Source organism: Vibrio harveyi, from assembly GCF_030060435.1.
Taxonomy (GTDB): Bacteria; Pseudomonadota; Gammaproteobacteria; order Enterobacterales; family Vibrionaceae; genus Vibrio; species Vibrio harveyi.
On record NZ_CP125875.1, the window covers coordinates 1994035 to 2020869 of the forward strand.

At 43.6% G+C, this 26835-nt stretch carries 22 protein-coding genes and 1 riboswitch; of the genes, 11 read left to right on the top strand and 11 right to left on the bottom strand.

From position 1 onward, the window contains the following. The first annotated feature begins 219 nt into the window (after positions 1 to 219). The 4 genes from purR (at position 220) to QMY49_RS09565 (ending at position 3426) form a co-directional block, all read left to right on the top strand. The gene (purR, locus tag QMY49_RS09550) at positions 220 to 1224 is read left to right on the top strand and encodes an HTH-type transcriptional repressor PurR (protein ID WP_005450353.1); all 1005 of its coding nucleotides are present in this window, start codon (positions 220 to 222) and stop codon (positions 1222 to 1224) included. 278 nt (positions 1225 to 1502) lie between these two features. Continuing rightward, a riboswitch (cyclic di-GMP riboswitch) is annotated at positions 1503 to 1592 on the top strand. Between the two features lie 116 nt (positions 1593 to 1708). Next, a complete protein-coding gene (locus QMY49_RS09555; RefSeq protein ID WP_005450356.1) occupies positions 1709 to 2299 on the top strand; it encodes a TfoX/Sxy family DNA transformation protein in 591 nt (196 codons plus the stop codon). A gap of 120 nt (positions 2300 to 2419) precedes the next feature. Next, a complete protein-coding gene (locus QMY49_RS09560; RefSeq protein ID WP_005450359.1) occupies positions 2420 to 3109 on the top strand; it encodes a TVP38/TMEM64 family protein in 690 nt (229 codons plus the stop codon). Beyond that, entirely contained in the window at positions 3109 to 3426 is a 318-nt protein-coding gene (locus tag QMY49_RS09565; protein WP_005450364.1) for a putative signal transducing protein, read from the top strand. The genes QMY49_RS09560 and QMY49_RS09565 overlap by 1 nt, the downstream gene beginning before the upstream one ends. 32 nt (positions 3427 to 3458) lie before the next feature. On the opposite strand, the gene QMY49_RS09570 is transcribed toward QMY49_RS09565, so the two are convergent. The 4 genes from QMY49_RS09570 to topA all read right to left on the bottom strand — a co-directional run bounded on the left by QMY49_RS09570 (position 3459) and on the right by topA (position 10211). Continuing rightward, positions 3459 to 4262, bottom strand: a complete 804-nt coding sequence (locus QMY49_RS09570; protein WP_005450365.1) for an alpha/beta fold hydrolase — start codon at positions 4260 to 4262, stop codon at positions 3459 to 3461. A gap of 122 nt (positions 4263 to 4384) precedes the next feature. Beyond that, on the bottom strand, positions 4385 to 5842 hold the full coding sequence (gene glgA, locus QMY49_RS09575) for a glycogen synthase GlgA (RefSeq protein WP_026000128.1): 1458 nt from the start codon (positions 5840 to 5842) through the stop codon (positions 4385 to 4387). Beyond that, complete coding sequence (gene glgC / locus QMY49_RS09580; RefSeq protein WP_005450367.1) at positions 5832 to 7049, bottom strand: glucose-1-phosphate adenylyltransferase; 1218 nt, start codon at positions 7047 to 7049, stop codon at positions 5832 to 5834. Before glgC ends, glgA begins: the two co-directional genes overlap by 11 nt. Before the next feature lie 531 nt (positions 7050 to 7580). Further along, the gene (topA, locus tag QMY49_RS09585; RefSeq protein WP_005450368.1) at positions 7581 to 10211 is read right to left on the bottom strand and encodes a type I DNA topoisomerase; all 2631 of its coding nucleotides are present in this window, start codon (positions 10209 to 10211) and stop codon (positions 7581 to 7583) included. Positions 10212 to 10690: 479 nt separating this feature from the next. Here topA and QMY49_RS09590 point away from each other — a divergent pair, with 479 nt between their 5' ends. Next, positions 10691 to 10939, top strand: coding sequence for a YciN family protein (locus QMY49_RS09590; protein WP_283311225.1), 249 nt, complete (start codon positions 10691 to 10693; stop codon positions 10937 to 10939). A 65-nt stretch (positions 10940 to 11004) separates the two neighbouring features. Here QMY49_RS09590 and aroA read toward each other — a convergent pair whose 3' ends face one another. Next, complete coding sequence (gene aroA / locus QMY49_RS09595; RefSeq protein WP_005450370.1) at positions 11005 to 12285, bottom strand: 3-phosphoshikimate 1-carboxyvinyltransferase; 1281 nt, start codon at positions 12283 to 12285, stop codon at positions 11005 to 11007. A 329-nt stretch (positions 12286 to 12614) separates the two neighbouring features. After that, entirely contained in the window at positions 12615 to 13091 is a 477-nt protein-coding gene (locus QMY49_RS09600; RefSeq protein WP_005450372.1) for an outer membrane lipoprotein, read from the bottom strand. Positions 13092 to 13132: 41 nt separating this feature from the next. On the opposite strand from QMY49_RS09600, the gene aat reads away from it, so the two are divergent. The 3 genes from aat (at position 13133) to infA (ending at position 14840) form a co-directional block, all read left to right on the top strand. After that, positions 13133 to 13843, top strand: coding sequence for a leucyl/phenylalanyl-tRNA--protein transferase (gene aat, locus QMY49_RS09605; protein WP_005450374.1), 711 nt, complete (start codon positions 13133 to 13135; stop codon positions 13841 to 13843). Continuing rightward, complete coding sequence (locus QMY49_RS09610; RefSeq protein ID WP_009701172.1) at positions 13840 to 14541, top strand: arginyltransferase; 702 nt, start codon at positions 13840 to 13842, stop codon at positions 14539 to 14541. The genes aat and QMY49_RS09610 overlap by 4 nt, the downstream gene beginning before the upstream one ends. Positions 14542 to 14621: 80 nt before the next feature. Beyond that, the gene (gene infA / locus QMY49_RS09615) at positions 14622 to 14840 is read left to right on the top strand and encodes a translation initiation factor IF-1 (RefSeq protein ID WP_001040192.1); all 219 of its coding nucleotides are present in this window, start codon (positions 14622 to 14624) and stop codon (positions 14838 to 14840) included. Between the two features lie 358 nt (positions 14841 to 15198). Here infA and clpA read toward each other — a convergent pair whose 3' ends face one another. Together clpA and clpS are read right to left on the bottom strand one after the other, a co-directional pair. Further along, positions 15199 to 17469: an ATP-dependent Clp protease ATP-binding subunit ClpA gene (clpA, locus tag QMY49_RS09620; protein ID WP_005449844.1), complete on the bottom strand. Its 2271-nt coding sequence runs from the start codon at positions 17467 to 17469 to the stop codon at positions 15199 to 15201. A gap of 48 nt (positions 17470 to 17517) precedes the next feature. Continuing rightward, on the bottom strand, positions 17518 to 17838 hold the full coding sequence (clpS, locus tag QMY49_RS09625) for an ATP-dependent Clp protease adapter ClpS (protein ID WP_005427554.1): 321 nt from the start codon (positions 17836 to 17838) through the stop codon (positions 17518 to 17520). 711 nt (positions 17839 to 18549) lie between these two features. On the opposite strand from clpS, the gene cspD reads away from it, so the two are divergent. Continuing rightward, complete coding sequence (cspD, locus tag QMY49_RS09630) at positions 18550 to 18768, top strand: cold shock domain-containing protein CspD (RefSeq protein ID WP_005427548.1); 219 nt, start codon at positions 18550 to 18552, stop codon at positions 18766 to 18768. A 129-nt stretch (positions 18769 to 18897) separates the two neighbouring features. Here the strand turns inward: cspD and QMY49_RS09635 are convergent, their stop codons facing one another. Beyond that, positions 18898 to 21123 carry an NADP-dependent isocitrate dehydrogenase gene (locus QMY49_RS09635; protein ID WP_005449846.1) on the bottom strand — a complete coding sequence of 742 codons (2226 nt, stop codon included), beginning with the start codon at positions 21121 to 21123 and terminating at the stop codon, positions 18898 to 18900. A 371-nt stretch (positions 21124 to 21494) separates the two neighbouring features. On the opposite strand from QMY49_RS09635, the gene QMY49_RS09640 reads away from it, so the two are divergent. Beyond that, positions 21495 to 22199 carry a pseudouridine synthase gene (locus QMY49_RS09640; protein WP_172580474.1) on the top strand — a complete coding sequence of 235 codons (705 nt, stop codon included), beginning with the start codon at positions 21495 to 21497 and terminating at the stop codon, positions 22197 to 22199. Between the two features lie 98 nt (positions 22200 to 22297). Here QMY49_RS09640 and QMY49_RS09645 read toward each other — a convergent pair whose 3' ends face one another. Both QMY49_RS09645 and QMY49_RS09650 read right to left on the bottom strand, forming a co-directional pair. Further along, a complete protein-coding gene (locus QMY49_RS09645) occupies positions 22298 to 22963 on the bottom strand; it encodes a DUF2057 family protein (RefSeq protein ID WP_017188321.1) in 666 nt (221 codons plus the stop codon). A gap of 260 nt (positions 22964 to 23223) precedes the next feature. Beyond that, positions 23224 to 24231, bottom strand: a complete 1008-nt coding sequence (locus QMY49_RS09650; protein ID WP_050926269.1) for a porin — start codon at positions 24229 to 24231, stop codon at positions 23224 to 23226. Between the two features lie 514 nt (positions 24232 to 24745). Between QMY49_RS09650 and dinG the strand changes: the two genes are divergently transcribed. After that, positions 24746 to 26821 (top strand): ATP-dependent DNA helicase DinG, encoded by a 2076-nt coding sequence (gene dinG, locus QMY49_RS09655; RefSeq protein ID WP_283311236.1) that lies wholly within the window; start codon positions 24746 to 24748, stop codon positions 26819 to 26821. Positions 26822 to 26835 lie beyond the last annotated feature (14 nt).

Genomic DNA, 26835 nt, shown 5'->3' on the forward strand with positions numbered 1-26835 from the left:
TCTTAACAGGATTGCTGACCAATTCCTCACTTATATAAGAAAGGAATATGAGACTCAGCGATAAATGTTGCTACAAACCTTTTTATACCGATTTCGGAACAACCGCTGCCAAATATCTCAGCAATGCCCCTATTCGCAGTTGCTCGGTTTGCGCAAGACCCTAAGCGTATGGTTGTCTTCACTACGGTATTTACAGTAGCTCGATACAGGACATCATTTATGGCCACTATTAAAGACGTTGCTCGCTTAGCCGGCGTTTCTACCACTACGGTTTCGCACGTAATTAATAAAACTCGCTTTGTTGCTGAAGCAACTCAAGAAAAAGTAATGAAAGCGGTGGATGAACTTAATTACGCACCAAGTGCCGTTGCGCGCAGTTTAAAATGCAACTCAACTCGTACCATCGGTATGTTAGTTACTCAATCTACCAACCTATTCTTCTCTGAAGTAATCGACGGCGTTGAGAGCTACTGTTACCGTCAAGGTTACACTCTGATCCTATGTAACACGGGCGGTATTTACGAGAAGCAACGTGACTACATCCGCATGCTAGCTGAGAAACGTGTAGATGGCATTCTAGTAATGTGTTCTGACCTTACGGAAGAGCTAAAAGAGATGCTTGACCGTCATTCAGATATTCCTAAAGTTGTCATGGATTGGGGTCCTGAAAGCTCACAAGCAGACAAGATCATCGATAACTCAGAAGAAGGCGGTTACATCGCAACAAAATACCTGATCGACAATGGTCATACTGATATTGCTTGTCTGAGCGGTCACTTCGAAAAAGCAGCTTGCCAAGAACGTATTGCGGGTTACCGTCGTGCGATGGCTGAAGCAAATCTAGCCGTTAACGAAGATTGGATTCTTGAAGGCAACTTTGAGTGTGACACGGCTGTCTTAGCTGCAGATAACATCAGTGCTATGGACAAACGTCCAACCGCTGTTTTCTGTTTCAATGACACTATGGCTCTTGGCTTGATGAGCCGCCTACAACAAAACGGTATCAAAGTACCAGACGATATTTCTGTTATCGGTTACGACAATATCGAACTTGCTGAGTACTTCTCTCCACCGCTAACGACGATTCACCAACCAAAACGTCGTGTGGGTAAAAATGCATTTGAGATCCTACTTGAGCGCATCAAAGATAAAGAGCATGAGAAGCGTGTTTTCGAAATGCAACCAGAGATCGTTGTGCGTAATACAGTTAAGAAATTGAACTGATCTCTCACTTGATTTTATAAAGCGCTCCTAGGGGCGCTTTTTTATTGCCTAAAAATAACTTTTTTGGACATTTCATCAGAAAAATAATTTAAAGAACGAAGATAAGTTGCTGTTTTAACTCAAGGTAGCACATATCCTTGATAGACCTTTTGTATTACAATTATACATTCCAGCATATGAAACTTTACACATCAAATTACCACTATTAACTGAACCAAGATCACACTTCAACGTTTGAAACGTGATGTTAATTCAATATACGAAGTATCCTCAAAGAGTCACGCACAGGGCAAACCATCCGAAAGGGTGGGACGCAAAGCCTCCGGCCTGAACCATCTTATTAGATGGAAGGTAGCGGGGTTACCGATGGCAAATATGCATTAAGTGAGTTTACCCTTTAATGACATTGTGTCTGCATGCATTTGCTAATCTCTCGGACCTGATTTTTGGTGGCGTAATATTAATTACACCGAGATAACACACCATGGATAAACCGATACTCAAAGACTCAATGAAGCTGTTTGAGGCACTTGGTAATATCAAGTCGCGCTCAATGTTTGGTGGTTTTGGGCTCTTCGCCGATGAAACGATGTTTGCGCTTGTCGTAAACAATCAACTTCATATTCGAGCTGACCAACAAACTTCATCTGACTTCGAGACTCAAGGACTAAAACCGTACGTCTACAAGAAACGTGGTTTCCCAGTCGTTACGAAATACTATGCAATTTCTGATGATCTTTGGGACACAACCGACCGCTTGATTGAAGTTGCCAAGCAATCCCTCGAGACTGCTAAGCAAGAGAAAAAACAACAAGCAAGCACCAAGCCTAATCGATTGAAAGATCTACCTAACCTGCGTCTAGCAACTGAGCGTATGCTCAAGAAAGCGGGCATTGACTCTGTAGAGCAACTTGAAGCAGAAGGCGCGCTAAACGCATACAAAGCAATCCAAGATACGCATGCCTCTACGGTAAGCCTTGAACTGCTCTGGGCGTTAGAAGGTGCAATCAAAGGCACACATTGGAGTGTCGTACCTCAGTCTCGTCGAGAAGAATTGATGAGTGCTCTTTCCTAAAGCATTTATATCAGCATGACATTGAGTAAAAGCCGCAGTTTTCAAACTGCGGTTTTTTTTTGAAATTTTTTATTGCCCCATTCTGTCTTATTATCTAAGAAGCCAAACGGAGCTATTGATATGAATAAGAAACTGATTTTAGGACTGATCCTACTCGCGACGATTATCTTTTTAGGCGTGAATTTTGGTCAATACCTAACGCTAGAAAACGCGAAGGCGCAACAAGAAGCGTTGAACACTTTTATTAGCGAAAACTTCGTATTCGCTGCTGCCACTTATTTCTTTGCTTACATTGCCATCACTGCGTTTTCGATTCCAGGCGCAGCAGTGGTGACTTTGCTTGGTGCGGCGCTATTTGGTTTCTGGACAAGTTTGCTGCTGGTTTCTTTTGCCAGCACAATCGGTGCAACGATCGCTTTTTTAAGCAGCCGTTACCTATTGAGGGAATGGGTACAGAGTAAGTTTGGAAACAAGCTAGGTGCGATCAACCAGGGTGTAGAAAAAGACGGCGCATTTTACCTGTTTTCGCTACGCTTAATCCCTGTTTTTCCATTTTTCCTAATCAACTTGTTAATGGGTCTAACACCAATGACTATTGCTCGATTCTACTTAACAAGCCAAATTGGTATGTTGCCCGGCACTGCGGTTTATCTGAATGCAGGTACACAGCTAGCAACCATTGATAGTCTTTCTGGAATTGTGTCACCAACCGTATTAGCATCGTTTGCTCTACTTGGTTTGTTCCCTATTATCGCTAAATGGGTTATGAATAAGGTTCGCCCTGCACAAGTACAGAATGGAAACGCTTAATGAAAATATACATCGCTAAAAATCCGGCTGAAGCTCATATCGTTTGTGAGCTTCTTAAAACCGAGCAAATAGCCTGCGAAGTGCGAGGTGAAGGCATGTTCGGATTGAAGGGAGAGCTGCCTTTTAGCGATGATACTGACCCGTATGTTTGGCTTTTACATCCGGAGCAACAGTTGAAAGCATCAGCCATCGTCGAAGACTATCGAAAACAAGCAGAACTTATTTACCAAGATTGGCAGTGCCCACAATGTTCGGAGCAAAATGAAGGTCAATTTGGCGCTTGTTGGCAATGCGGATATCAAATAGGGGAGCCTTAATGGCTCCCCTATTCTTTTCAATCATTTTAAGTTTAAGCGGCTAAGCTTTGCTGCTTAATGAACTCGATAGAGTGTTGATTGAAGTCATCAGGTCGTTCTACATTGCACACATGACCACAATCTGGAATCTCGCGTAGAACACTTTGCTTATGTACCGCAACCATCTCTTTAACTGGCTTGATGAACATGTAATCCCTATCACCCATTAAATACAATGTTGGGATAGGCAGTTCACGATCTTTAAAGTATTTCATCAGAGGATTAACGTCAGCGGCTAAGATGAACCATCGTTTGAATTCTTTCTGGCACAATTTCTTTGCTTCGCGGATAAATAGGTGACGTGATTCTCGTTGGTTTTTTTGCGGCATAACAATGTAGGCAAACAACTTGTACAGCCACATATAAGGCAGAATGTGCTTTCCTAGATTACCTAACTTCACCAGGATTTGTGAGCGGGTATTTAAACGCGTAACTGCGCCACCAAGAACCATAGAGCGTACTCGCTCAGAGGCTAACTCAGCCAAATTACGAACAATAATAGTACCCAAAGACATACCGACAAAGTGCGCAGACTGAATCTTAAGATGATCCAAAACTTTTAGAATATCTTGAGTCACCGCCGTAAAGGTATAGCGACTTGTCATCAATTCTTTAAGCAGTTGGTTAGATTTTCCATGCCCTCGAAGGTCGATCAGCAGTAAATTAAAGTGCTGCTTATACGCTTTGATCTGCTTAAACCATATCGAAGAACTGCCACCAGCACCATGCACGAAAACGACCCACTCTTTGCTAGTAGGGTGTATATAGGTTTTATGGAATAAAAGTGGCTGAGTCATGTATCAGTATGAAAAACATTCTTTGTGAACAGGAATGGATAAATGCTACCACACTCCTTATGGGTAAGATAATAAAGGCACCCTATTCGGTGCCTTTCGTTACACTTTTTAAAGATTTTGCGTCAATTTAACGCGGCTCTATACAACTGCAAGTATTCTTCCGCAGCTTTACGCCAACAAAAGTCTTTCTGCATTGCATGAAGCTGTACACGCCTTACTTCGTTCGGACTCTGTGCGTAAAGCAACAGTGCCCTTAGCATCGTCAATAATAACGCTTGTGGTGTTGGCTCATAGAATACAAAACCTGTGGCTTCTTCAAGATCTGCGTCGTAGTCATTAACACTGTCTTTCAAACCGCCTACACCACGAACAATCGGCAACGTGCCATAAGCCATACTGTAGATCTGATTTAAACCACAAGGTTCAAATTCTGAAGGCATCAGGAAGAAATCTGAGCCAGCCTCAACAAGGTGTGCGAGTTCATTATCGTATGCTTCAACAAAAACCAACTTATTAGCGAACTGTGCTGAGACGTCTCTCAGTTGGGCAGCAAGGATAGGATCGCCAGTCCCCACGACGACAACTTGAACATCATGTTTGAGGAAGTCAGCCAATGCTGGTAGCAAATAATGCACGCCTTTTTGTTGCGTTAAACGGCAAACCATACCAAACATAGCGCAATCAGATGCTTCAAGACCCAGCTTTTCTTGTAGGGCTCTCTTACAAGCGTTTTTGCCACGCACCATGCTTTGTCGGTTCGCTTTGTAGTTCAACGGTAAACTAGAGTCCGTTTCTGGATTCCACGCACTGTAATCACAACCATTTAGAATACCCACTAAATCGTCAGCGCGTTGTTGAAACTCCCACGCCATACCATGACTACCTAGCTCAGTCTTAAGCTCTTCTGCGTAAGTCGGGCTTACTGCATTGATTTTGTCTGCATTCATCACCCCCGCTTTGAGCATGGTGATGTGAGTGGCACTGACGGCTGCATCAGGCACATTTCGACTATGGAACTCTGGAAGGCATTGAACATCGTCGTAACTAAATACCCCTTTGAACACCGCGTTGTGAATTGAAATAACGCTGCGAGTGTTTGCAAAGAAGGCTTCATTGCCGTATCGATGTTTGAGCAAGAATGGGACTAATCCTGTATGCCAGTCATTAGCGTGAACAATGTCCGGCTGGAAGCCAAGCTTAGGTAACATGTCCAAACACGCTGCACTAAAGAATGCAAAGCGTTCACCATTGTCTGTATAAGCTTGGTTGTTTTCGGCGTACATAGAAGGACGATTGAAATACGGCGGACAATCAATTAAGTAAACTGGATTATCCCCAAGCGTTAACTTAAGCACTCGGTACGCCGTATGTGGCCAACTCGTTAACTCTGTTTCTAGAACCGTTTCCGCTTCCGATAGTTGCTCAATGCCAGTATAGGCTGGAATAGAAATTCGTACATCTTGCTGAAGATTTTGAAGGGCTTCCGGCAGTGCCTTGGCTACATCAGCCAAGCCACCACTTTTAATTAGTCCTTCGACTTCAGACGCTACAAACAGAACAGACAAATTGTTAGTAGCCAACACGTGCTCCTTTTGGAATTACAACGATGCCATCATCTGACACATGGTAGTGTTTCTTATCTTCTTGTAGATTTACACCAATTTGCGTACCCGGCGCAATATCTGCGTCTTTATCTACAATCACGCGACGAAGCACACAACCTTCCCCGACTTTCACATCACCGAGCAAAATACACTGGCTGATGTCACACGCCGAAGCAATGTTGCTACGGAAACCTAATACTGATTTTTCAATACGTGAACCACGTACGTAGCTACCGTTACATACCAAGCTATCGATGATCTGAACTCGACCATTAACAGAGTCAGTAAATGTCGCTGGTGGCAATGGTGGGTAATAAGTATGAAGTGGCCATTTGCGGTTGTATAGAGAGAACGGTGCGTCTTTCTCAAGAAGATCCATATGAGCTTGCCAGTACGCATCAATCGTACCTACATCGCGCCAATATACTTCTTCTTTCTCACCCGTGATGCGGTTGGTACTGAAGTCATAAACAAACACATCACCACGCGGGAACATTTTAGGAATAATGTCTTTACCAAAGTCGTGCGTTGACGCTTCGTTATCAGCATCTTCAATAAGTTCGGCAAACAGTGTCTGAGCTTCGAAGATATAGTTACCCATAGACACGAGTGCGTGCTCTGGATCACCTGGGATAGATTTCGGATTAGCTGGCTTTTCTTCAAAGCCAATCATGCGACCTTCGTTGTCTACTTCGATAACACCAAATTGAGACGCTTCAGATAACGGCATTCTTAGCGCTGAAACCGTTAGCGAAGCCTCTTTCTCTTGGTGGAAAGCCAACATCTGTTTAATGTCCATTTTATAGATATGATCGGAACCAAAGATACATACTTGATCAGGTTCTGCCAACTCCATAAAACGCAGGTTTTGGTAGATAGCATCTGCCGTTCCTTCATACCAACGCTTGCCTGTACGCATCTGCGCAGGAATTGGGTCGATAAAGCGGTCGGTGATGCCATTGATGTTCCACCCTTTCTTCAAGTGGTGGAATAGAGATTGAGATTTGAATTGAGTCAGGACGTAAATGCGCATTAAATCCGCATTTACAAAGTTATTCAGAGCGAAATCAATAAGTCGGTAACTTCCGCCGAAAGGGACCGAAGGTTTACTGCGGGATTCCGTTAAAGGTCTCAAGCGAGAGCCTTCACCGCCAGCAAGAATCATTCCCAAAACACCAGCCATTCGTTGTTCTCCATATAGTTATAGCTTGGAACTGGTACTCGCTTGATATGAGCAGAACTCGGGGAGTCAAGCGAATACGTTAATACGTCCATACTGATGAGTTTCTATGAACCCTCACAATACGAACTGAAAAAGCTATTGCACATCCTCGTACGCACACGCCTTAGTTATTCTTTATTTTCGGCGCTAAATAACAGCATACAGTTGCATTATCTGTCTAATAAGTTATCGAACTGGAACTAAATTACAATTTAAAATATGCCATTCCGTGTAGTGTACAGATGTTGCTTACTCAATACGGTATCTTGATCACACAATGGGACGCAAACGATTACATTGTGAAAACAATTTACAAACCGATTAACTACACAAGTGCAGTTTTGCGACAGGATACGATGAAACTATGACCGTTGGATGAAAACAAGAATGGTGAAAATGGAAGAAAAGTGATTGGTGAAATGAATGAATTATAAAATAGCAGGTAAAAAATAAGGCAGCGTATGAGCTGCCTTATCGATTCAATCTCTAGGATTATGCTTTCGCTTTTTTGCGCTTGTCCGTGATTTCCCACTTACCATCGATAAACAATGCCGTCCAACCACTTGGTTTTCCATTGTCTTCAGTGCGCACGTAGTTCTCTTTGCTCTTGCGGCTAAAGCGAACAACAGCAGGGCGACCATCAGGGTCCGCAGCTGGCGCGGTAGTCAGATACTTAAACTTCTCAGGAAGACGTTCTTCGAAGCGAGCAAGTTCAGAAACTAATGGAGCACGAGTCTCACGTGATTTAGGGAAGTTACTCGCAGCCATAAACAGACCAGAAGCACCATCACGTAAAACAAAGTACGCATCTGAGTTTTCACAAGGAAGTTCAGGGAAATGAACTGGATCTTCTTTCGGCGGTGCTACTTCACCGTTCTTCAGGATCTTACGAGTGTTCTTACACGTTTCACTTGTACAATCCATGTATTTACCGAAGCGACCGTTCTTAAGCACCATGTCAGAACCACACTTGTCACACTCAACAACTGGACCATCATAGCCTTTCACTTTGAATTCGCCATGCTCGACGATGTAGCCTTCACAGTTCGGGTTGTTACCACAAACGTGCATCTTGCGTTTATCATCGATCAAGTATGCGTCCATCGCCGTTTCACAGATAGGACAACGCTTCTTAGCACGCAGAGCTGCTGTTTCCACATCTTCTTCTAGAACGTTGATGATACCGTCTTCGTCACCCAAGTTGATGGTTGTCTTGCAACGCTCCTTAGGTGGCAATGCGTAACCAGAACAGCCTAGGAATACGCCTGTTGACGCGGTACGAATACCCATAGGACGGCTACAAGTCGGACACTCGATATCTGTCATCACAATGTGATTCAACTTCATGCCGCCTTCGTTCTCGTCTTGCTCCGCTTTCTCTAGATCGCCAGTGAAGTCTGTGAAGAAGTTATCTAGAACATCTTTCCACATCACATCGCCTTCAGCGATTTGGTCAAGCTTCTGCTCCATACGCGCAGTGAAGTCGTAGTTCATTAGATCGTTGAAACTGTCATCCAGACGGTCAGTAACAATCTCGCCCATCTTCTCTGCGTAGAAACGACGCTGTTCTACTTTTACGTAGCCGCGATCTTGGATCGTAGAGATGATTGAAGCGTATGTAGAAGGACGACCAATGCCGCGCTTCTCAAGTTCTTTTACCAGCGCCGCTTCTGTGAAACGTGCTGGTGGCTTGGTAAAGTGCTGTTTAGGATCTAGTGATTCAAGATCTAGCTTATCGCCCAGTTGAACAGCAGGAAGAATCGTATCTTCGTTTTTACCCATTGGGCGTTGAACGCGAGTCCAACCATCAAACTTAAGAATACGACCTTTCGCTTTTAGCGTGTACTCAGCCGCTTTCACACTGATGGTGGTTGAATCGTATTCTGCAGGCGTCATTTGACACGCAACGAATTGATTCCAAATCAGCGCGTACAGCTTATGTGCGTCCGCATCAACACCTTGTAGGTCTTCAGCTTTCACAGCAACGTCGGAAGGACGAATTGCTTCGTGCGCTTCTTGTGCGCCTTCTTTGCTACCGTATGTTAGCGGTTTAGCTGGAAGGTATTTGTCACCGAACTCAGAACCGATGAAACCGCGAACTGCATCTACTGCTTCCGCGCTCAAGTTGGTTGAGTCGGTACGCATATAGGTGATGTAACCCGCTTCGTATAGACGCTGCGCCAGCATCATTGTCTTCTTAACGCCGTAGCCTAAACGAGTACTCGCTGCTTGCTGAAGTGTAGACGTAATGTATGGTGCAGACGGCTTACTTTTCGTTGGGCGGTCTTCACGCTTACATACTTCGTAGCTTGCGTTTTCCAGTACCGACATCGCCGCCTTGGTTTCAGCCTCGTTAACTGGCTTAAACGCAACGCCATCTTTCTGCGCAACAAGCAGTTTGAACGCCGTCTTATCTTTTGTGTGCGTATTTGCGTTGATATCCCAGAATTCTTCTGGAATGAAAGCGTTGATTTCACGCTCACGCTCAACCAGTAGTTTAACCGCTACTGATTGTACACGACCAGCAGACAGACCACGCGCCACTTTCTTCCATAGCAATGGAGAAACCATGAAACCTACTACACGGTCCATGAATCGACGTGCTTGCTGTGCGTTAACACCATCCATGTTTAGCTCACCAGGCGTCTGGAAAGCTTGCTGGATTGCATTCTTCGTGATCTCGTTAAACACTACGCGTTTGTATCGCTCTTCATCGCCACCGATGATCTCACGAAGGTGCCATGCGATTGCTTCCCCCTCGCGGTCTAAATCGGTTGCGAGATAAACGTAATCAGCATCTTTGGCTAATTTTTGCAGTTCGCTAACGACTTTTTCTTTGCCTGGAAGGATTTGGTAATTCGCATCCCAGTCATGATATGGGTTAATCCCCATTTTTTTGATTAGAGCTTTACGGTCTTTTTCTTTTTTGACACGCGCTTTTTCTTCCGGGCTCATTCCTTTAGTAGAAATGGCTGCGGCTTTTTTCTCACCAGTGCTTTGACCGGCCGTAGGCAGATCACGCACGTGACCAACACTAGACTTAACAATAAAGTCTTTACCAAGGTATTTATTTATCGTCTTAGCCTTGGCTGGTGACTCCACTATAACGAGCGATTTACCCATAACTGACTCTAACGTCCTTCATAATAATGCGGGTAACTAGCCCAAAGGAAGCTACCCGCATAATGTTCTATTTCATTGCTTCTTTTTTTACTATTGTGCGAGATGAAAAGAAGATCAACTGCTTTTTTGAAATTCAGATCCGATTGGTTGACAATTCATCGCCTTTGTACTTTGACGAGGCAGGGTACTGCAAAAGGTCTTGAGCGGCATATACTAAGCAGGCAAAGTTTCCTCTCGCTAGTCGAATTCGATAAATTTTGTCTCTCATCACAAAATAATTTGTCTTACGCGATCAGAACGTAAGCTTAAGTTATGCCAGTGAAATATCGGCTATTTGCAGATGAGAATCGCTTCGCTACTCCCTCTATATTAACGTGTGACGTTCGTAAAACACGCAATCACTGTTTTTAGTATGCAAACCCTTCACAATTGTGGGTATACTGCCCCCACTTAAAGTTTCATTGAATGACGAGAATGGTATGTCTGATAGAAAACACATTGAAGAGTTCAACCTTCTTTTAATTGCGAACCAAATCATCCAAGAGCACGATGACTACATTGAAGGCATGCGCGCAACAAGTGTAGAAGAAAAAGACGGTGTTTTGGTGTTTAAAGGTGAGTACTTCTTAGATGAAAAAGGTCTGCCGACAACCAACACTACTGCGGTTTTCAATATGTTTAAGTACCTAGCGCACCACCTTTCAAAAGAGTTCACATTGAACAAGTAAGCGCTTCAAATTCCAATAAAAAAGCCAGAGTCTCTACTCTGGCTTTTCACTTTCAATAAGGCGAATTAGCAGCTTAGTGCCTTTAACTTATCGAAGTAATCTGGGAAGGTCTTTGACGTACATTTAGGGTCGTTAATCGTCACTGGAGTATCACTCAGTGCCACTAATGAAAAACACATCGCCATGCGGTGATCATCGTAAGTATCAATCGCTGCGTGCGTAAGCTTAGGGACTGGTTTCACGATGATGTAGTCCTCACCCTCTTCCACCTCAGCACCGACTTTACGAAGCTCAGTCGCCATCGCTGAAAGGCGATCCGTTTCCTTTACGCGCCAGTTGTATACATTGCGAATTGCGGTTGTACCTTCAGCAAAAAGCGCTGTCGTTGCAATAGTCATTGCTGCATCAGGGATATGGTTATAATCCATATCGATGCCTTTTAACTGACCAACACGAGAAATGACGTAATCATCACCCCATTCGATTTCTGCACCCATTTTTTCAAGTGCATCAGCGAATTGGATATCTCCCTGAATGCTGTTCTTACCAATACCGGTTACTTTTACTTCACCACCCTTGATGGCAGCTGCGGCCAAAAAGTAAGAAGCAGAAGAAGCATCACCTTCCACCAAAAAATCACCCGGAGCGATATATTGCTGACCAGCTGGAATCACAAACTCTTGGTAATCATTGTTGATTACGTTGACACCAAACTGCTTCATAATATGGAGTGTAATGTCGATGTATGGTTTAGAAACCAACTCACCGTCAATATTGATGCGAATCTCACCATCAGCCAGCGGTGCTGACATTAAAAACGCTGTCAGAAATTGGCTAGAGATTGAACCATCAATCGATACAGAGCCAGACTTAAGTCCAGTACCAGTGATTTTCAGCGGTGGGTAGTTTTCGTTCTCTAGATATTCGACGTCAGCGCCTGCTGCTTTTAAGGCTGTCACTAAGTGACCAATTGGGCGTTCTTTCATGCGAGGTTCGCCAGTAAGAACGTATTCACCTTCACCTAAGCACAAGGCTGCTGCCAATGGGCGCATTGCTGTACCTGCGTTACCCAAAAATAGCTCAACAGGTTCAGAAACAGAAAATGGACGACCAAGCCCCTCTACGACACATTCTGTCTTGTCTTCGGACAACTGATACTGAACACCAAGCTTAGTCAGAGCGTTCAACATGTGGCGAATATCGTCGCTGTCGAGAAGGTTGGTCAACCGAGTCGTGCCTTTTGCTAGAGCGGCAAGAAGTAAAGCTCGATTGGAAACGCTTTTTGATCCAGGAAGGTTCACTTCCCCTTGAATTTTATTGATAGGTTGTAACGTTAGGCTTTCCATTAAAAGTTGTTAATCCTTTGTGCTCTCACTTCACAATTTTTGAGAGCTAAACAATTCTTCGTAAATTCAGACTAACGAAAAAGCCACCACAAAACCAGAGCAAATCTACGCTAATTTTTGAATAATTAGTCAACTTCGTTTTTGCAGTACAAACATATACCCAAGTGACTTCAAGATGCATGGTTCAGACCGTTGTCATTGACTCGAGAGCAAAGAAAACAACGCAGTGTATTGGTTGCCAATTTTTGGCTTGGCTCCACTGAACCTTTAAATCCTAACCACGCTAACAAACCAAGCCATTGTCGCGACCCCAAACATCTCGAGGTTACTTAATATGCAATATCAACCCTGACACCATCATCAAAATACAGAATGCGTACATCATCACCACGGTTAAACAGCATACTATTATCAACGTCTTGAATGACGTTGATAAGTTTGTTGCCATCAACCTTAATTAGCAGCTCAACCAATTTATACTCAACCGTGTATTCGTAGTTATTTCGATTTCGAACGACTGCGGCCCCCGCGAGTGCGCCCACGGCAGTTGCGACTTCTCTACCTGTGCCACCACCAAATTGGTTGCCAACTAGACCACCAATTGTGGCACCAAGAAGCGTTTCCCAACCGTTACTTTGTGATTGCTTTACTTCTTGTTGAGTTATGTATCGCACAGAATCGACTTTGCCATACACCACTTGATTGACTGGTTTTGCTACATTTCTTTCATAAGCTGCATTGGCGAAAAATGGCAAAAACAGTATGATCCATGCCCATCGTTTTATATTAAGTCTTTCTCTGCTCATAATAAGCTCCTATAGGCTCTGATGTTGGTAAACTTCTCTTTATGGCTATCTATTTAACTGAACTTGATGATTCGCTCTCTTTTCCATCTCCCTATGATGCGCTGAGCGATCCAAACGGTTTATTGGCGTTTGGTGGCGACCTTAACCCCGATCGCATCCTATGTGGCTATCAACAAGGCATTTTCCCTTGGTATGGTCCAGGGGAGCCAATTCTCTGGTGGAGTCCATCACCACGAGCTGTTTTCGATCCTTTGACCTTTACGCCTTCCAAGAGTTTGAAAAAGTTTCAGCGTAAACAACAGTATAAAGTAACGTTAAACAACGCAACCGAACGTGTCATTCAGTTTTGCTCTTCCACCCGCCCTGCGGAAGAGACTTGGCTCAATGACGAGATGCAAGCTTCTTATATCGAGCTTGCAAAGCGTGGTCATTGTCACTCAGTAGAAGTATGGCACGACGATCAATTAATTGGCGGTCTATATGGTATTAGCGTCGGTCGACTTTTTTGTGGTGAGTCGATGTTTAGCCTCAAAGACAATGCTTCAAAAATCGCATTGTGGTATCTGTGCGAACACTTGGCGTCAAATCAAGGTCAATTGATTGATTGTCAGGTGATGAACCCACACCTAGCATCGCTTGGTGCATTTGAACTCCAACGCGACGATTTCATACAAAAACTACTATCTTTAAGAGATAAGAAAACCGATTTGGGCACGTTTGAGCCACAGATTTTGCAGGGCGCGGTATCATGAGCACAGATCTCCAACATATTCGTATTGGGTTAACCAACAACCATCCATGCAGCTATTTACCTGAGCGTGAAGAGCGTGTGGCAGTAGCTCTTGATGCTGATTTGCATACAGAGCAAAGCTATCAAGTATTGATGGCTAATGGTTTCCGCCGCAGTGGAGACACCATTTACAAGCCGCATTGTCAGCACTGTAGTGCTTGTCAACCAATCCGAATCGCAGTACCGGATTTCGTAGCATCCAAAAGCCAGAAACGTTTGCTAAACAAAGGAAAGGCACTGCATTGGGAGATGAAACCTGAGCTCGATTCAAATTGGTTTGAACTCTACAGCCGTTATATTTGCGAACGGCACCAAAGTGGTACTATGTATCCACCTCGGGAAGACGAGTTCGCGCGATTTGCTCAAACAACATGGTTAACGACTGGCTTTCTTCATGTTTATGATGACGAAGCGCGCTTAGTAGCCGTTGCTGTCACTGATATTATGGAGCATTGTGCGAGTGCGTTTTACACCTTCTTTGACCCAGATTATCCTTTGTCTCTCGGGACCTTAGGCGTGCTTTTCCAGCTAGAATACTGCCGACAGCACAACAAACATTGGCTGTATCTAGGGTATCAAATCGATGAATGTCCGGCGATGAACTACAAAACTCGCTTTCAGAGACACCAAAGGCTAGTAAATCAGCGTTGGCAAGGGTAGAATACGCCCCAACTTTACATAATTACTGTTTAGCGGCAAAATTAGCCCGCTAATACCGCCTAATTTCTAAAGAGGATTAAATGGCTAAAGAAGACGTAATTGAGATGCAAGGCACTGTGCTTGACACTCTACCAAACACTATGTTCCGCGTTGAACTTGAAAACGGTCACGTTGTGACTGCACATATCTCTGGCAAGATGCGTAAGAACTACATCCGTATCCTTACTGGTGATAAAGTAACTGTAGAGATGACTCCATACGACCTATCTAAAGGCCGCATCGTCTTCCGTGCTCGTTAATCTCTGATTTTCGAATACAATAAAAAACGGAGCTCGTAGCTCCGTTTTTTATTGCTTGTCATTTGCTTTAAAAGCCAGTCTGGCTTTGGAAATTCAATTCACGCTACAAGCTATACTCAAGTGACTTCAAGTTACAGGATTCAAAGCGTTATCACTGATTCTCTGTTTACCGAAAGTAAGCAATGAAGACAATGAAGCGAAATAGCCAGCGTTTCAAATAGTCGCCTCGCCTTCAAATCAAGTCAAGTCAAGTCATTCTCGCTGAACCAAGCTCATTGAGGTTAATTGAGAATATAATAGCAGGCATAAAAAAGCGCACGACTAAGCGCACGCTTTTAGAACTCAACAAGACCTAAGCTTAGTGAAGCGCAGCTTCTTTCTCACTTAAGTACTCAAACTTAAGCTCGTCTTTCACCAACGTAACTTTCACTGTACCACCGTCAACCAGTGATCCAAACAGAAGTTCATTCGCCAAAGGTTTCTTAAGCTGCTCTTGGATAACACGTCCCATAGGGCGAGCTCCCATCGCTTTGTCGTACCCCTTGTGAGCCAACCAATGACGCGCATCTTGCGATACTTCCATCGACACACCACGAGCGTCCAGTTGCACTTGTAGCTCCACGATGAATTTGTCAACCACTTGATGGATAACCGTTTCATCTAGGCTATTGAACCAAATGATATTGTCTAGACGGTTACGGAACTCAGGGGTAAATACCTTTTTGATTTCCGCCATCGCATCATGACTGTTGTCTTGTTGGATAAGACCGATCGATTTCTTCTCAGTTTCAGCTACACCTGCGTTCGTGGTCATTACAAGGATCACGTTGCGGAAGTCCGCTTTGCGACCGTTGTTGTCCGTTAGCGTACCGTTATCCATCACTTGCAGTAGCAAATTAAAGATATCCGGGTGTGCTTTTTCAATCTCATCAAGCAGCACGACCGAATGAGGATGTTTAATCACCGCATCCGTCAATAGACCACCTTGGTCGTAGCCAACATAACCAGGAGGCGCACCAATCAAGCGACTGACCGAGTGACGCTCACCATATTCAGACATATCAAAGCGCAGTAGCTCAATGCCTAGCAGTTTAGAAAGCTGAACGGTAACTTCTGTTTTACCAACGCCTGTTGGACCTGCAAACAGGAATGAGCCAACGGGTTTGTTATCCACTCCAAGACCAGCACGAGATAGCTTGATTGCTTCTGACAGTGCATCGATTGCCGTATCTTGACCGAACACAAGCATCTTCATCTTGTCATCCAGATTCTTCAGAATGTCTTTATCTGAAGATGATACTGATTTCTCTGGAATACGTGCCATCTTAGCGACCATCGCTTCGATGTCTGCAACACCAACGGTCTTTTTACGACGACTTGCTGGCGCTAGACGACTGCGGGCGCCTGCTTCATCAATAACGTCGATCGCTTTGTCTGGCAAGTGACGCTCGTTGATGTACTTCGCTGACAGCTCTACCGCTGCACGCAACGCTTTGTTGGTATAACGTACTTCGTGGTGCGCTTCATACTTAGGTTTCAAACCAATTAGGATTTTGGTTGTATCATCCAGAGAAGGCTCTACCACATCGATCTTTTGGAAACGACGGGACAATGCACGCTCTTTCTCAAAGATGTTGCTGTACTCTTGGTACGTCGTTGAACCGATACAACGCAACTTACCACTACTTAGTAGAGGCTTGATCAGGTTAGCGGCATCGACTTGACCACCAGAAGCGGCACCCGCACCGATGATGGTATGAATTTCATCGATAAACAGGATCGCGTCCTCTTCTTTCTCTAGCTGCTTTAACACAGACTTAAAGCGCTTCTCGAAATCACCACGGTATTTAGTACCAGCGAGTAAAGAGCCAATATCCAGTGAGTAAATCACACTGTTTTGAATCACTTCAGGAACCTGCCCCTCAACGATTCTCCAAGCGAGACCTTCGGCAATCGCCGTTTTACCTACGCCAGCTTCACCCACAAGTAATGGGTTATTTTTGCGGCGGCGACAAAGTACTTGGATTGTACGCTCTAGCTCTTTATCACGACCAATAAGAGGGTCGATATTACCGGCTTTTGCAACTTGGTTTAGATTTGTAGCAAAGCTTTCTAAACGTTCTTCTGGGTTGGTTTCTTCAGGCGCTTCCGAACCAAAAGAATCGGACGAAGAAGAGTCTTCGCTTGAACCAGAAGCTTTGGTAATACCATGAGAGATAAAGTTAACGATATCCAAACGAGAGATATCATTCTTTTTCAGCAGATAAGCGGCGTGAGACTCTTGCTCACTAAAAATAGCAACAAGAACGTTTGCCCCGGTCACTTCGCTTCGACCAGACGACTGAACATGGAAGACGGCGCGTTGAAGTACACGCTGGAAACTCAATGTCGGCTGGGTTTCGCGCGTCTCATCGCTTTCTGGGATGAGCGGCGTTGTTTGGTCGATAAAAATATCGAGTTCGTTACGCAAAGCATCAAGGTCCGCTTTGCAGGCTAGAAGGGCTTCCTTAGCTGCATCATTCTCCAATAATGCAAGTAGGAGGTGTTCGACAGTCATGAACTCGTGGCGTTTGTCACGTGCACGAGCGAATGCACCGTTAAGGCTTGACTCTAGTTCTTTATTTAGCATAAGTACCTCCCGAAAGAACAACTTTGGTTGCTCGAGCAAGTCTTCTTATTACGCTTGCTCCATAGTACATAGTAGCGGATGCTCATTTTCCCTTGAGTACATCGTCACTTGCGCTACTTTTGTTTCGGCAATTTCTGCACTGTATGTGCCACAAATTGCCTTTCCTTCATAGTGAATCTTGAGCATGATTTGCGTTGCTTTATCAATATCATGTGAAAAGAATCGCTCAAGCACCTCTATGACGAAATCCATAGGTGTATAGTCATCATTATTGAGTACAACGTTGTATAGCTTTGGCGGCTGAACTTTTGTACTTTCTCGCTCCAGAAGATCTGAGTCTGGAGTCACCCATTCAAAATTTTTACTCATGGCAATTCAAAGATATCGTATCAAAGGGTTGATGTTTTCGACCTATAAAAACAATCTACCATAAGCATGCCGTGCGGTGTAGTGAGATATGACACCTAATTCGATTTTGATAGATAAAATTTGCGTCCTCATATAGAGACTAATGCACCTCCGGCAGGCGCGCAAATAAAAGATTTTTATCTCTTAGAACGGTTATTTTTTGCTGTTAGAACTATCAATTTTTGCTCTGTTTCCATATAACCGATAAACATTCTTAAACTGCCAAGATCACACTTACAACGGAAAAGTCGCTAAATATCACGAAAACATCACTTTTTATTCATTTAGTAGAATCTTCTAATGTACACACTTGGTTTAGAATGCCTTCGCTCTATTTCAATACCTTGCAGACCTTTTATCTAAACTTCGGCGAACCACCTCGATTGAGTTTGCAAAATTGTTAATCTCAAAAGTGATTTGTTTTCAAATATGTTTCTTAATGTTGTCTTTCACTATTGACTGACGAGATTCATTGACTACAGTGGAAAGTGTTGATGCATAAATCCTCATTCTGAATTTGTTGGATTTCTAACAATTTGATGAATGTGGATGTGCACACTCGACGTGTGTTAGCAATTACTAGCATAGCAAGGCTAACAATGAGACCAAGCTGAAGGGATGGCTTGGGTGAAGTAACAACATCAGTAAAAAATGCATGAGGGATGTAAAAGCATGGCTACAGGTACAGTAAAGTGGTTTAACAACGCCAAAGGATTTGGGTTTATTTGTTCAGACGAAGAGGAAGGAGACATTTTCGCCCACTACTCAACTATCCAAATGGACGGTTATCGTACACTGAAAGCAGGCCAACAAGTCTCATACGAGATTGAAAAAGGTCCAAAAGGTTCACACGCAAGCAGCGTTGTTCCAATAGAAGGCCAAGCCAAATAAATAGAGCGCTGTCGGAAAGACAAATCATTTGCTCTCGTAGAAGCACACGAGCTTTTATGAAGAGAAAAATAAACCCGCGTAAAGCGGGTTTATTGTTTCTATAGGTCTACCGAAGTAGCGTGTACAAGATTATTTATTGATAATAGCGTTCAGCGTTGCGCTTGGACGCATCAATGTAGACGCTAGAGAATCATCAAGAGAGTAGTAACCACCTAGCTCGCCTTTTACACCCTGCGCGTTGTTTAGCTCAGACACAATCGCTTCCTCTTGCTCTGCCAACGCTTTTGCGACAGGGGCAAACTCTGCTGCAAGATCCGCGTCTTCTGTTTGCTCAGCCAATGCTTTCGCCCAGTACGATGCTAAGTAGTAATGGCTACCACGGTTATCCAACTCACCTACTTTACGAGAAGGTGATTTATTTTCGTCTAAGAACTCGCCTGTTGCTTTATCAAGAGCGTCAGCAAGAACTTGAGCCTTCGCATTGCCCGCCACAGAGCTTAGGTGCTCTAGAGAAGCTGCCAGCGCAAGGAACTCACCTAGAGAATCCCAACGTAAGTGGTTTTCTTTTTCAACTTGCTGAACGTGCTTAGGTGCCGAACCTCCTGCTCCCGTTTCAAATAGACCACCACCGTTCATTAGCGGAACGATAGATAGCATCTTCGCTGAAGTACCAAGCTCCAAAATTGGGAACAAATCGGTCAGGTAATCACGCAATACGTTACCCGTTACAGAAATGGTATCTAGACCTTCTTTGATACGCTCTAGAGAGAATTTACATGCATCGATTGGCGCAAGGATCTTAATTTCTAGACCTGAAGTATCGTGTGCTGGAAGGTAGGCATTCACTTTTTTGATAAGTTCTGCATCATGAGCACGCGCTTCATCAAGCCAGAACACAGCCGGCGCACCCGAAGCACGAGCACGAGTTACCGCAAGTTTCACCCAATCTTGGATTGGCGCATCTTTGACCTGACACATACGGAAGATGTCACCTTCTTCTACTTCTTGCTCAAGAAGAACCGCACCAGAAGCATCTACAACACGTACAGTACCTGCTGCATCTAAAATGAATGTCTTATCGTGTGAACCGTATTCTTCAGCTTTCTGAGCCATTAGACCTACGTTTGGTACGCTACCCATAGTTGTTGGGTCAAATGCACCATGTTCTTTACAAAAATCGATAACCGCTTGGTAAATACCTGCATAGCTACGATCTGGAATCATTGCTTTAGTATCTTTCTGTTTGCCGTCTGGTCCCCACATTTGACCAGATGCACGCAGCATTGCTGGCATAGAAGCATCAACGATGATGTCACTTGGTACGTGCAGGTTGGTAATACCGCGATCTGAGTCAACCATCGCGAGTGCTGGTTGTGTTTCGTATACCGCAAGGATCGCCGCTTCGATTTCCGCTTTTTGTTCAGCAGGTAGCGCATCGATCTTCGCGTATACGTCACCGATACCATTGTTTACATCAACGCCTAGCTCTTCGAATAGCTTGCCGTATTTCGCAAACACGTCTTTGTAGTAAACCTTAACAGCATGACCAAAGATAACTGGATCCGATACCTTCATCATGGTCGCTTTCATGTGTAGAGAGAGCAGAACGTCTTGCTGCTTTGCTTCTGCAATTTCCTTCTCAAAGAACTCAACAAGCGCTTTCTTGTTCATTACCGAACAATCGATCACTTCTTTGTCTTGTAAAGGGAACGCCGATTTAAGTTCTTTCACCGAACCATCTGCAGCGACAAATTCAATTTTTACGTCAGTAGCACCAGAAACGGTTACCGATTTTTCACTACCGAAGAAGTCGTTGTCTGCCATGCTTGAAACATGAGATTGAGAATCCGCTGACCATGCACCCATTGAGTGCGGGTTCTTCTTCGCGTAATTCTTTACTGAAAGTGGCGCACGACGGTCTGAGTTACCTTCGCGTAGAACCGGGTTAACCGCACTACCTTTGATTTTGTCGTAAGTCGCTTTAATCGCTTCTTCTTCGTAAGTGCTCGGCTCTTCTGGGTAGTTTGGTAGCTCATAGCCTTTTGCTTGCAGCTCTTTGATAGCAGCTTTTAACTGCGGGATAGATGCAGAAATGTTTGGAAGTTTGATGATGTTTGCTTCTGGCGTTTTCGCCAACTCGCCAAGTTCTGCTAGCGCGTCACCGATGCGCTGTTCTTCTTTTAAATGCTCTGGGAAGTTAGCGATGATACGACCTGCTAACGAAATATCACGAGTATCTACATTAATGCCAGACGATGCAGTAAACGATTGAATGATTGGTAGTAATGAATAGGTTGCTAACGCCGGGGCTTCATCAGTGATTGTGTAGATAATTGTAGGTTTTTCTGTAGGCATGAAATTTCCCTATTTTTTACTCAACTAAGCTGAACAACTCAGCAACTGAGTTCGTTGAATTTACGCATTGCTTAACGTTAGTAGTGCATTCCTCCTCACCAACGTGACATGCGGTTTGCACTCTTTCTTATAGTTTGAAGCTCTATGGCTCTCTATCCATGAGTGCACTTTGTGCCAAGTTTGCTTTCATGAAGTTCTTTTGCAAAAACACCTCTCTAAAAGCAACTTGGCTATATCATTAAACAAATAACACGAAATAGTCTATTATTCTGTGCGCTTTTGTTAGTTTTAGGCGCGCAAATGATAGCCGATAAGAAGAAAACTTAAAACTTTCAAACACAGTTCATTTACATTTTTGCAAGGTAGTTAACATGTCATCTCGCACGGGTCATGAAAAAGGTCGCCGTAGTAACCACTCTAAACCGAGCCATTTTAAACGCTCAGGCAAGTCAAACCATTCAAATGGACAGGCGAAAAATCGACCAGGGCGCTCTACCCGTTCATCAAAGTCAACAAAACCACGCATTGCACCAGAAGACCGTAAGGTGATCATCTTCAACAAACCTTATGATACGTTGAGCCAATTTACCGATGGAGATGGTCGTAAAACGTTAGCGGATTACATCCCTGTCAAAGATGTATACGCGGCAGGACGGTTAGATAGAGATAGCGAAGGTCTGATGGTGCTAACAAATGATGGCATCTTGCAAGCAAAGTTGACACAACCTCAATCAAAGTCGCCAAAAACTTACTGGGTACAAGTAGATGGAGCACCTAATGAAGAGGACTTGGAAAAACTTCGTAAAGGTGTTGAATTGAAAGATGGCATGACATTACCAGCAAAAGTAAAAGTGATGCCTGAACCAAAGATCTGGGATAGAAATCCGCCCGTTCGGTTTAGAGCTAATATTCCTACAACTTGGCTAGCAATTACGATCATTGAAGGTCGAAATCGCCAAGTACGACGAATGACAGCACATATTGGCTTCCCGACACTGCGTTTAGTACGTTACTCCATGGGTGATATTGCGCTTGACGACTTGAAGCCGGGAGAATGGCGAGAAGTCACTCTCTAAGCTCGTCTAAGCTCGCACATCAAAAAACACCCACATCAAAAAATATAAAAAGCAGGTCAAGACCTGCTTTTTTATATTTTTGTCGTCACCAATAATATTTATTGTTGAGCAACCCACTTCATGAATGCCTGACGTTCTTCGTCTGTCATTTCTAGGTAGGCAATCTTCGCTTTTGTTACCGGTGATTTTACTCTTTGCGCGCTTTTGCTAGTTGCCGTTACAGCCGTCGCTGCTTGTAGCTCAGACAATTCGACTCTCTTACCGTTAGCAAAGAAAACGCCATTAGCTTCATTGTATTCCGCTAGTTGCTCATCTAGGTTTGAGTAAGGGAACGCACCTTTCTCACCTGGCATTTTATATTGAGAGTAATCAATAGACTTATCGTTGAAACTTACTTTCCAGTCCATTTTGTCTTGTTCGAACAACTTCTCAGCCTGACGTTGCTCTCTAAAAGACGGCGCATCAATGTATAGCTTTCCTGCACCTGCACTCAAGCCGATAATATATGGTGAGGATTTAACTTGGGTACGCTTTTCACCACGACCAATCCCCTTATTAACTTTAACCACAATTTGGTTTGAGCCTTCAACTAGGGGAAACGGTGCACTCAAATCGTCCGCATCAACGCCATTTACAAACAGCACTTGAACGCCTTGAGCGGTAGTTAAGGTTGCTGATGCATCAGCTTTATTTGTTGTGTCTGCGCTCGCTGTTGTCCCAAATAGCCCAAGAACAAATGCTACAGTCCAAGCTTTTAGTCTCATATCCTAATAACCTTAAAATTCAATTAATTACATCAACAGTGTTAAATCTCGTTTACCGTTCATCACAGTTTGAGGAAATCATTGCTGAAAAGCCAATGATTTCTACATAACTCACTGTAGATAATTGGTAAACGCACTCAATCCTTGACGTTTCACACTCTTTCACATTGACCAGAGTTCAAGAAGGATTTGCTTATATACTCTATAGAAAAAAGGTCGCAATAGCTGCGACCTTTTACTATAAATATTAGGCTCTGTAATTAGAACGTGTAGTATAGACCAGCTACAACTACTTCGCCTTCGTCTAGCTTAGCTTTGCCTACGCCTTCATCTTCATCGATTGCTGTGTATTCAATGAACGTAAGGATGTTACCTGTTAGAGCGTAGTCAGCACCTAGAGTGTAGTAGTTGCCGTCTTTGTTGTCTTCGTAGCTAGTGAAACCGAATGAAGTGTATAGACGAGCTTCATTGATTTGGTAAGAAGCAGCTACAGACCAAGTGTCAGCGTCGTTTTTAACGTTAGCTTCTTTCTTCTCTTCAGCAACGTAGTTTACAGCTGCCGCGAAGTTTTCAATGTTTAGACGAGCAGCAACACCCATCACTTTGTAGTCAAGTTTCTTAACTTCGTTCTCACCTTGATCTTGGTAAGAAGCACCAACTGTGAACATGTCGTTGATTGCGTATTGTGCAGATAGACCAAACGCAGTGTCGATGTTCTCTTCTTGGTTTAGGTATGCATCAGCAATAACAGTTAGGTTGTTGAAGTTACCTTTTACAGAAGCAGCGTGACCACGGCTTTCTTGAGAAATTACGAAGTCATCTACGTAACCAAGACCTTCGTTAGTGTTGTCGATAGTGATTGCGTCTAGAGAGTCGCCGAAATCGCCGATTTCACCGAAAGCAACACCCCAGTTGTCGCCTAGGTAAGCACCGAAGTATAGGTCATCAGTTTGTACGTTTTTGTCGTCGCCCGCGAAGCCGTCGCCGTCAAAACCAAAACCTTCACCGTTTTGCATTTCGAAAGAACCGAATACAGTGATATCTTCGTTTACTTTGTGTTGAGAATCGATTTGGATTTTAGCCCAAACATCGATATCTAGATCAGATGACTTTTCTACGTTTTTGTACTTGCTCTTTAGAGTAGTTACGTAAGTATCGATTTCACCTTTAACATTGAAAGATGTTGTACCGTTGTCGTAGATGTTGCCTGCTGCTAGTGCAGACGTAGAGATGCCTGCTACTGCAAGAGCTACTAGAGTCTTTTTCATAATTAATCCACTGCCTTTTCTTAGATTGGGATATCCTTTCCGATTCCCTTTTTTATATTTTTGAGGTCGCTTGTTATCAAATCGCAACAATGCTTTACCTGCAAAATCTGGGCACTAGAGTGCAAAAGATTATTCTGGCTGTCAAATTTTCTAAATCACAACATCAAAAAACAAAAAAATCTTTATTTTACAGCAACATAGAAATTTAAGTTTCAATTATTCGATGAAGTTCTAAACAATCGACTTGATTTTTCTTAATTTAGCAAAAGATAAACAAAAGAGATAAACAACCTTACAATAACAAAAAACCGAATTAATTCAGAATAAAATTCTGGTCAAATGGTATTTTTGAAGCTTTATATTTTTCACCTAATGAAATTATTTTCATTTAGATTGAGTTCAATATTTTTTTGTGAACAAGATCTACATTCCACATAAAAGCATTCCGTTTTGTGAACTACAGTACAACTAGTGATGTGTGCTACTATGCGCGCCCCACGCGTTTGAGGCACTTATGCTAACTAGTAACATCCAAAAATCGATCAGAACCAGCTACCAGAACTTACAAGCTCAACTGGATAACTTTGTACCTCGAAGAGCGCAAAATTACCTAGTCGCAGAGATTGCTAAGACGTTGTGCGGGCAATACCACAAATCGAATAGAATGCTTGTTGCAGAAGCAGGAACAGGGATCGGTAAGTCATTGTCATATCTGATGGCGGTTATTCCCGTGGCAGTCTACAACAACCGAAAAGTCGTGATTTCGACTGCAACAGTCGCGTTGCAAGAACAGTTGGTGAATAAAGATCTCCCATTATTTCGTCGTATTACCGACCGCGAGTTTTCTTTTATTCTGGCAAAAGGGCGCCAACGTTATTGCTGCGCGGAGAAACTCGCAACGGCAAGTGGTGTCGATGGCGGACAACTTGCCATGTTTGAGACTAAGCCAAAAAAGAAAGACATTGATTTGTTGGAAACCATGTACCGTTCTCTTGCTCAAGGCAAATGGGATGGCGACCGCGACTCCTGGCCAAAACCTATTGATGACCATATCTGGCAATTGATTGTCAGTGACAAGCACAGCTGTAATAACAGCCTACCAGCTCATCGTAACTGCCCTTTCCAAAAAGCACGTTCAGAACTGGATAAAAATGATGTCATCATCGCAAACCATTCATTAGTAATGGCAGACGCCGATCTGGGTGGTGGCGTAATTCTGCCCGAGCCGGAAAATACTATTTATGTCTTTGATGAGGCGCATCATCTTCCGCACGTTGCACGAGACCACGCTTCCGCATCTGCAAGCTTAAAAGGAGCGGCAGCTTGGTTAGAGAAACTCAATCAGTCCACCAGCAAATTCTCATCATTGGCAGACGAGAAACGCGTCGCACGCTTTCGCAATGACTTGCAGGAGTCGGTACAAGAACTCATTCCCGCGCTTAGCCAATTAACAAAGCAATTTGACCCAAACCAATTTGAAGAAAACATCTATCGCTTTGAACATGGCGAACTTCCAACTTGGTTAGAAAATCAATCTAAAGATTTAAAACAGCTCAGTAAAAAAGCAAACCAAAGTGTCGCGAAAATTGCGGATTTGATTGCTGAGCGAGTAAAAGACGGGGAACTTTCTTCAAGGTTAGCAGAGCCAGCTCTGGCTGAATTGGGGTTCTACATTCAGCGCTTAGAAAATCTTGCTCAAGTTTGGAACTTGATGGCAGAGCCAACACGAGAAAAAGGGGCACCGTTAGCAAGGTGGCTTGAGAAGCACCCAGATCGTGAAGGTGACTATATTGTGAGCGTTTCACCTTTGGAAATCGGCTGGCAACTTGATCAACAAATCTGGAGTCGTTGTATCGGTGCGGTATTAGTCTCTGCTACGATGCGTGCACTGAATTCATTCCATTACTTTTGCCATCAAGTGGGAGTAGACGCAAAACCTGAGTCAGGTACGCAGTTTTTAGCCTTGGCGTCACCGTTTGATTATCAGAACCAAGCGGAGCTTTTAATCCCTGCGATGAAGTATGAACCTCAAGCGCCACAGTTTACCGAATATCTTATTGAAATTTTGCCTAAGTATTTAGAAGACAACAAAGCGAACTTGGTATTATTCTCGTCATATTGGCAGATGAACCAAGTCGCAGATGCTCTAAGTGCTGATTTTGTAAAACGAGGCTGGGCACTGCAAGTACAAGGCGAAAGTTCACGCGCAGAAATGCTAAAAAAACATAAAAAGCTCGTCGACCAACAGAAAACCAGTATTCTCTTTGGCACGGGTAGCTTCTCGGAAGGTCTTGATTTGCCAGGAGAGCTATTGGAAAACTTGGTCATTACTAAGATTCCTTTTGGTGTCCCTACCTCACCCGTAGAGCAAGCGCACTCAGAGTACATAGAAAAGAAAGGGGGCAACCCATTCATGCAAATTACTGTGCCTGATGCGAGCAAAAAACTGATTCAAAGTGTCGGTCGTTTACTGCGCAAAGAGCGCGATTCTGGTAGAGTGACCATCCTTGATAGACGTTTGATAACAAAACGCTACGGGCAAGCCTTAATTGACTCGTTGCCGCCATTTAAACGCAAGATAGAATATTAGAAGAATAACGATTT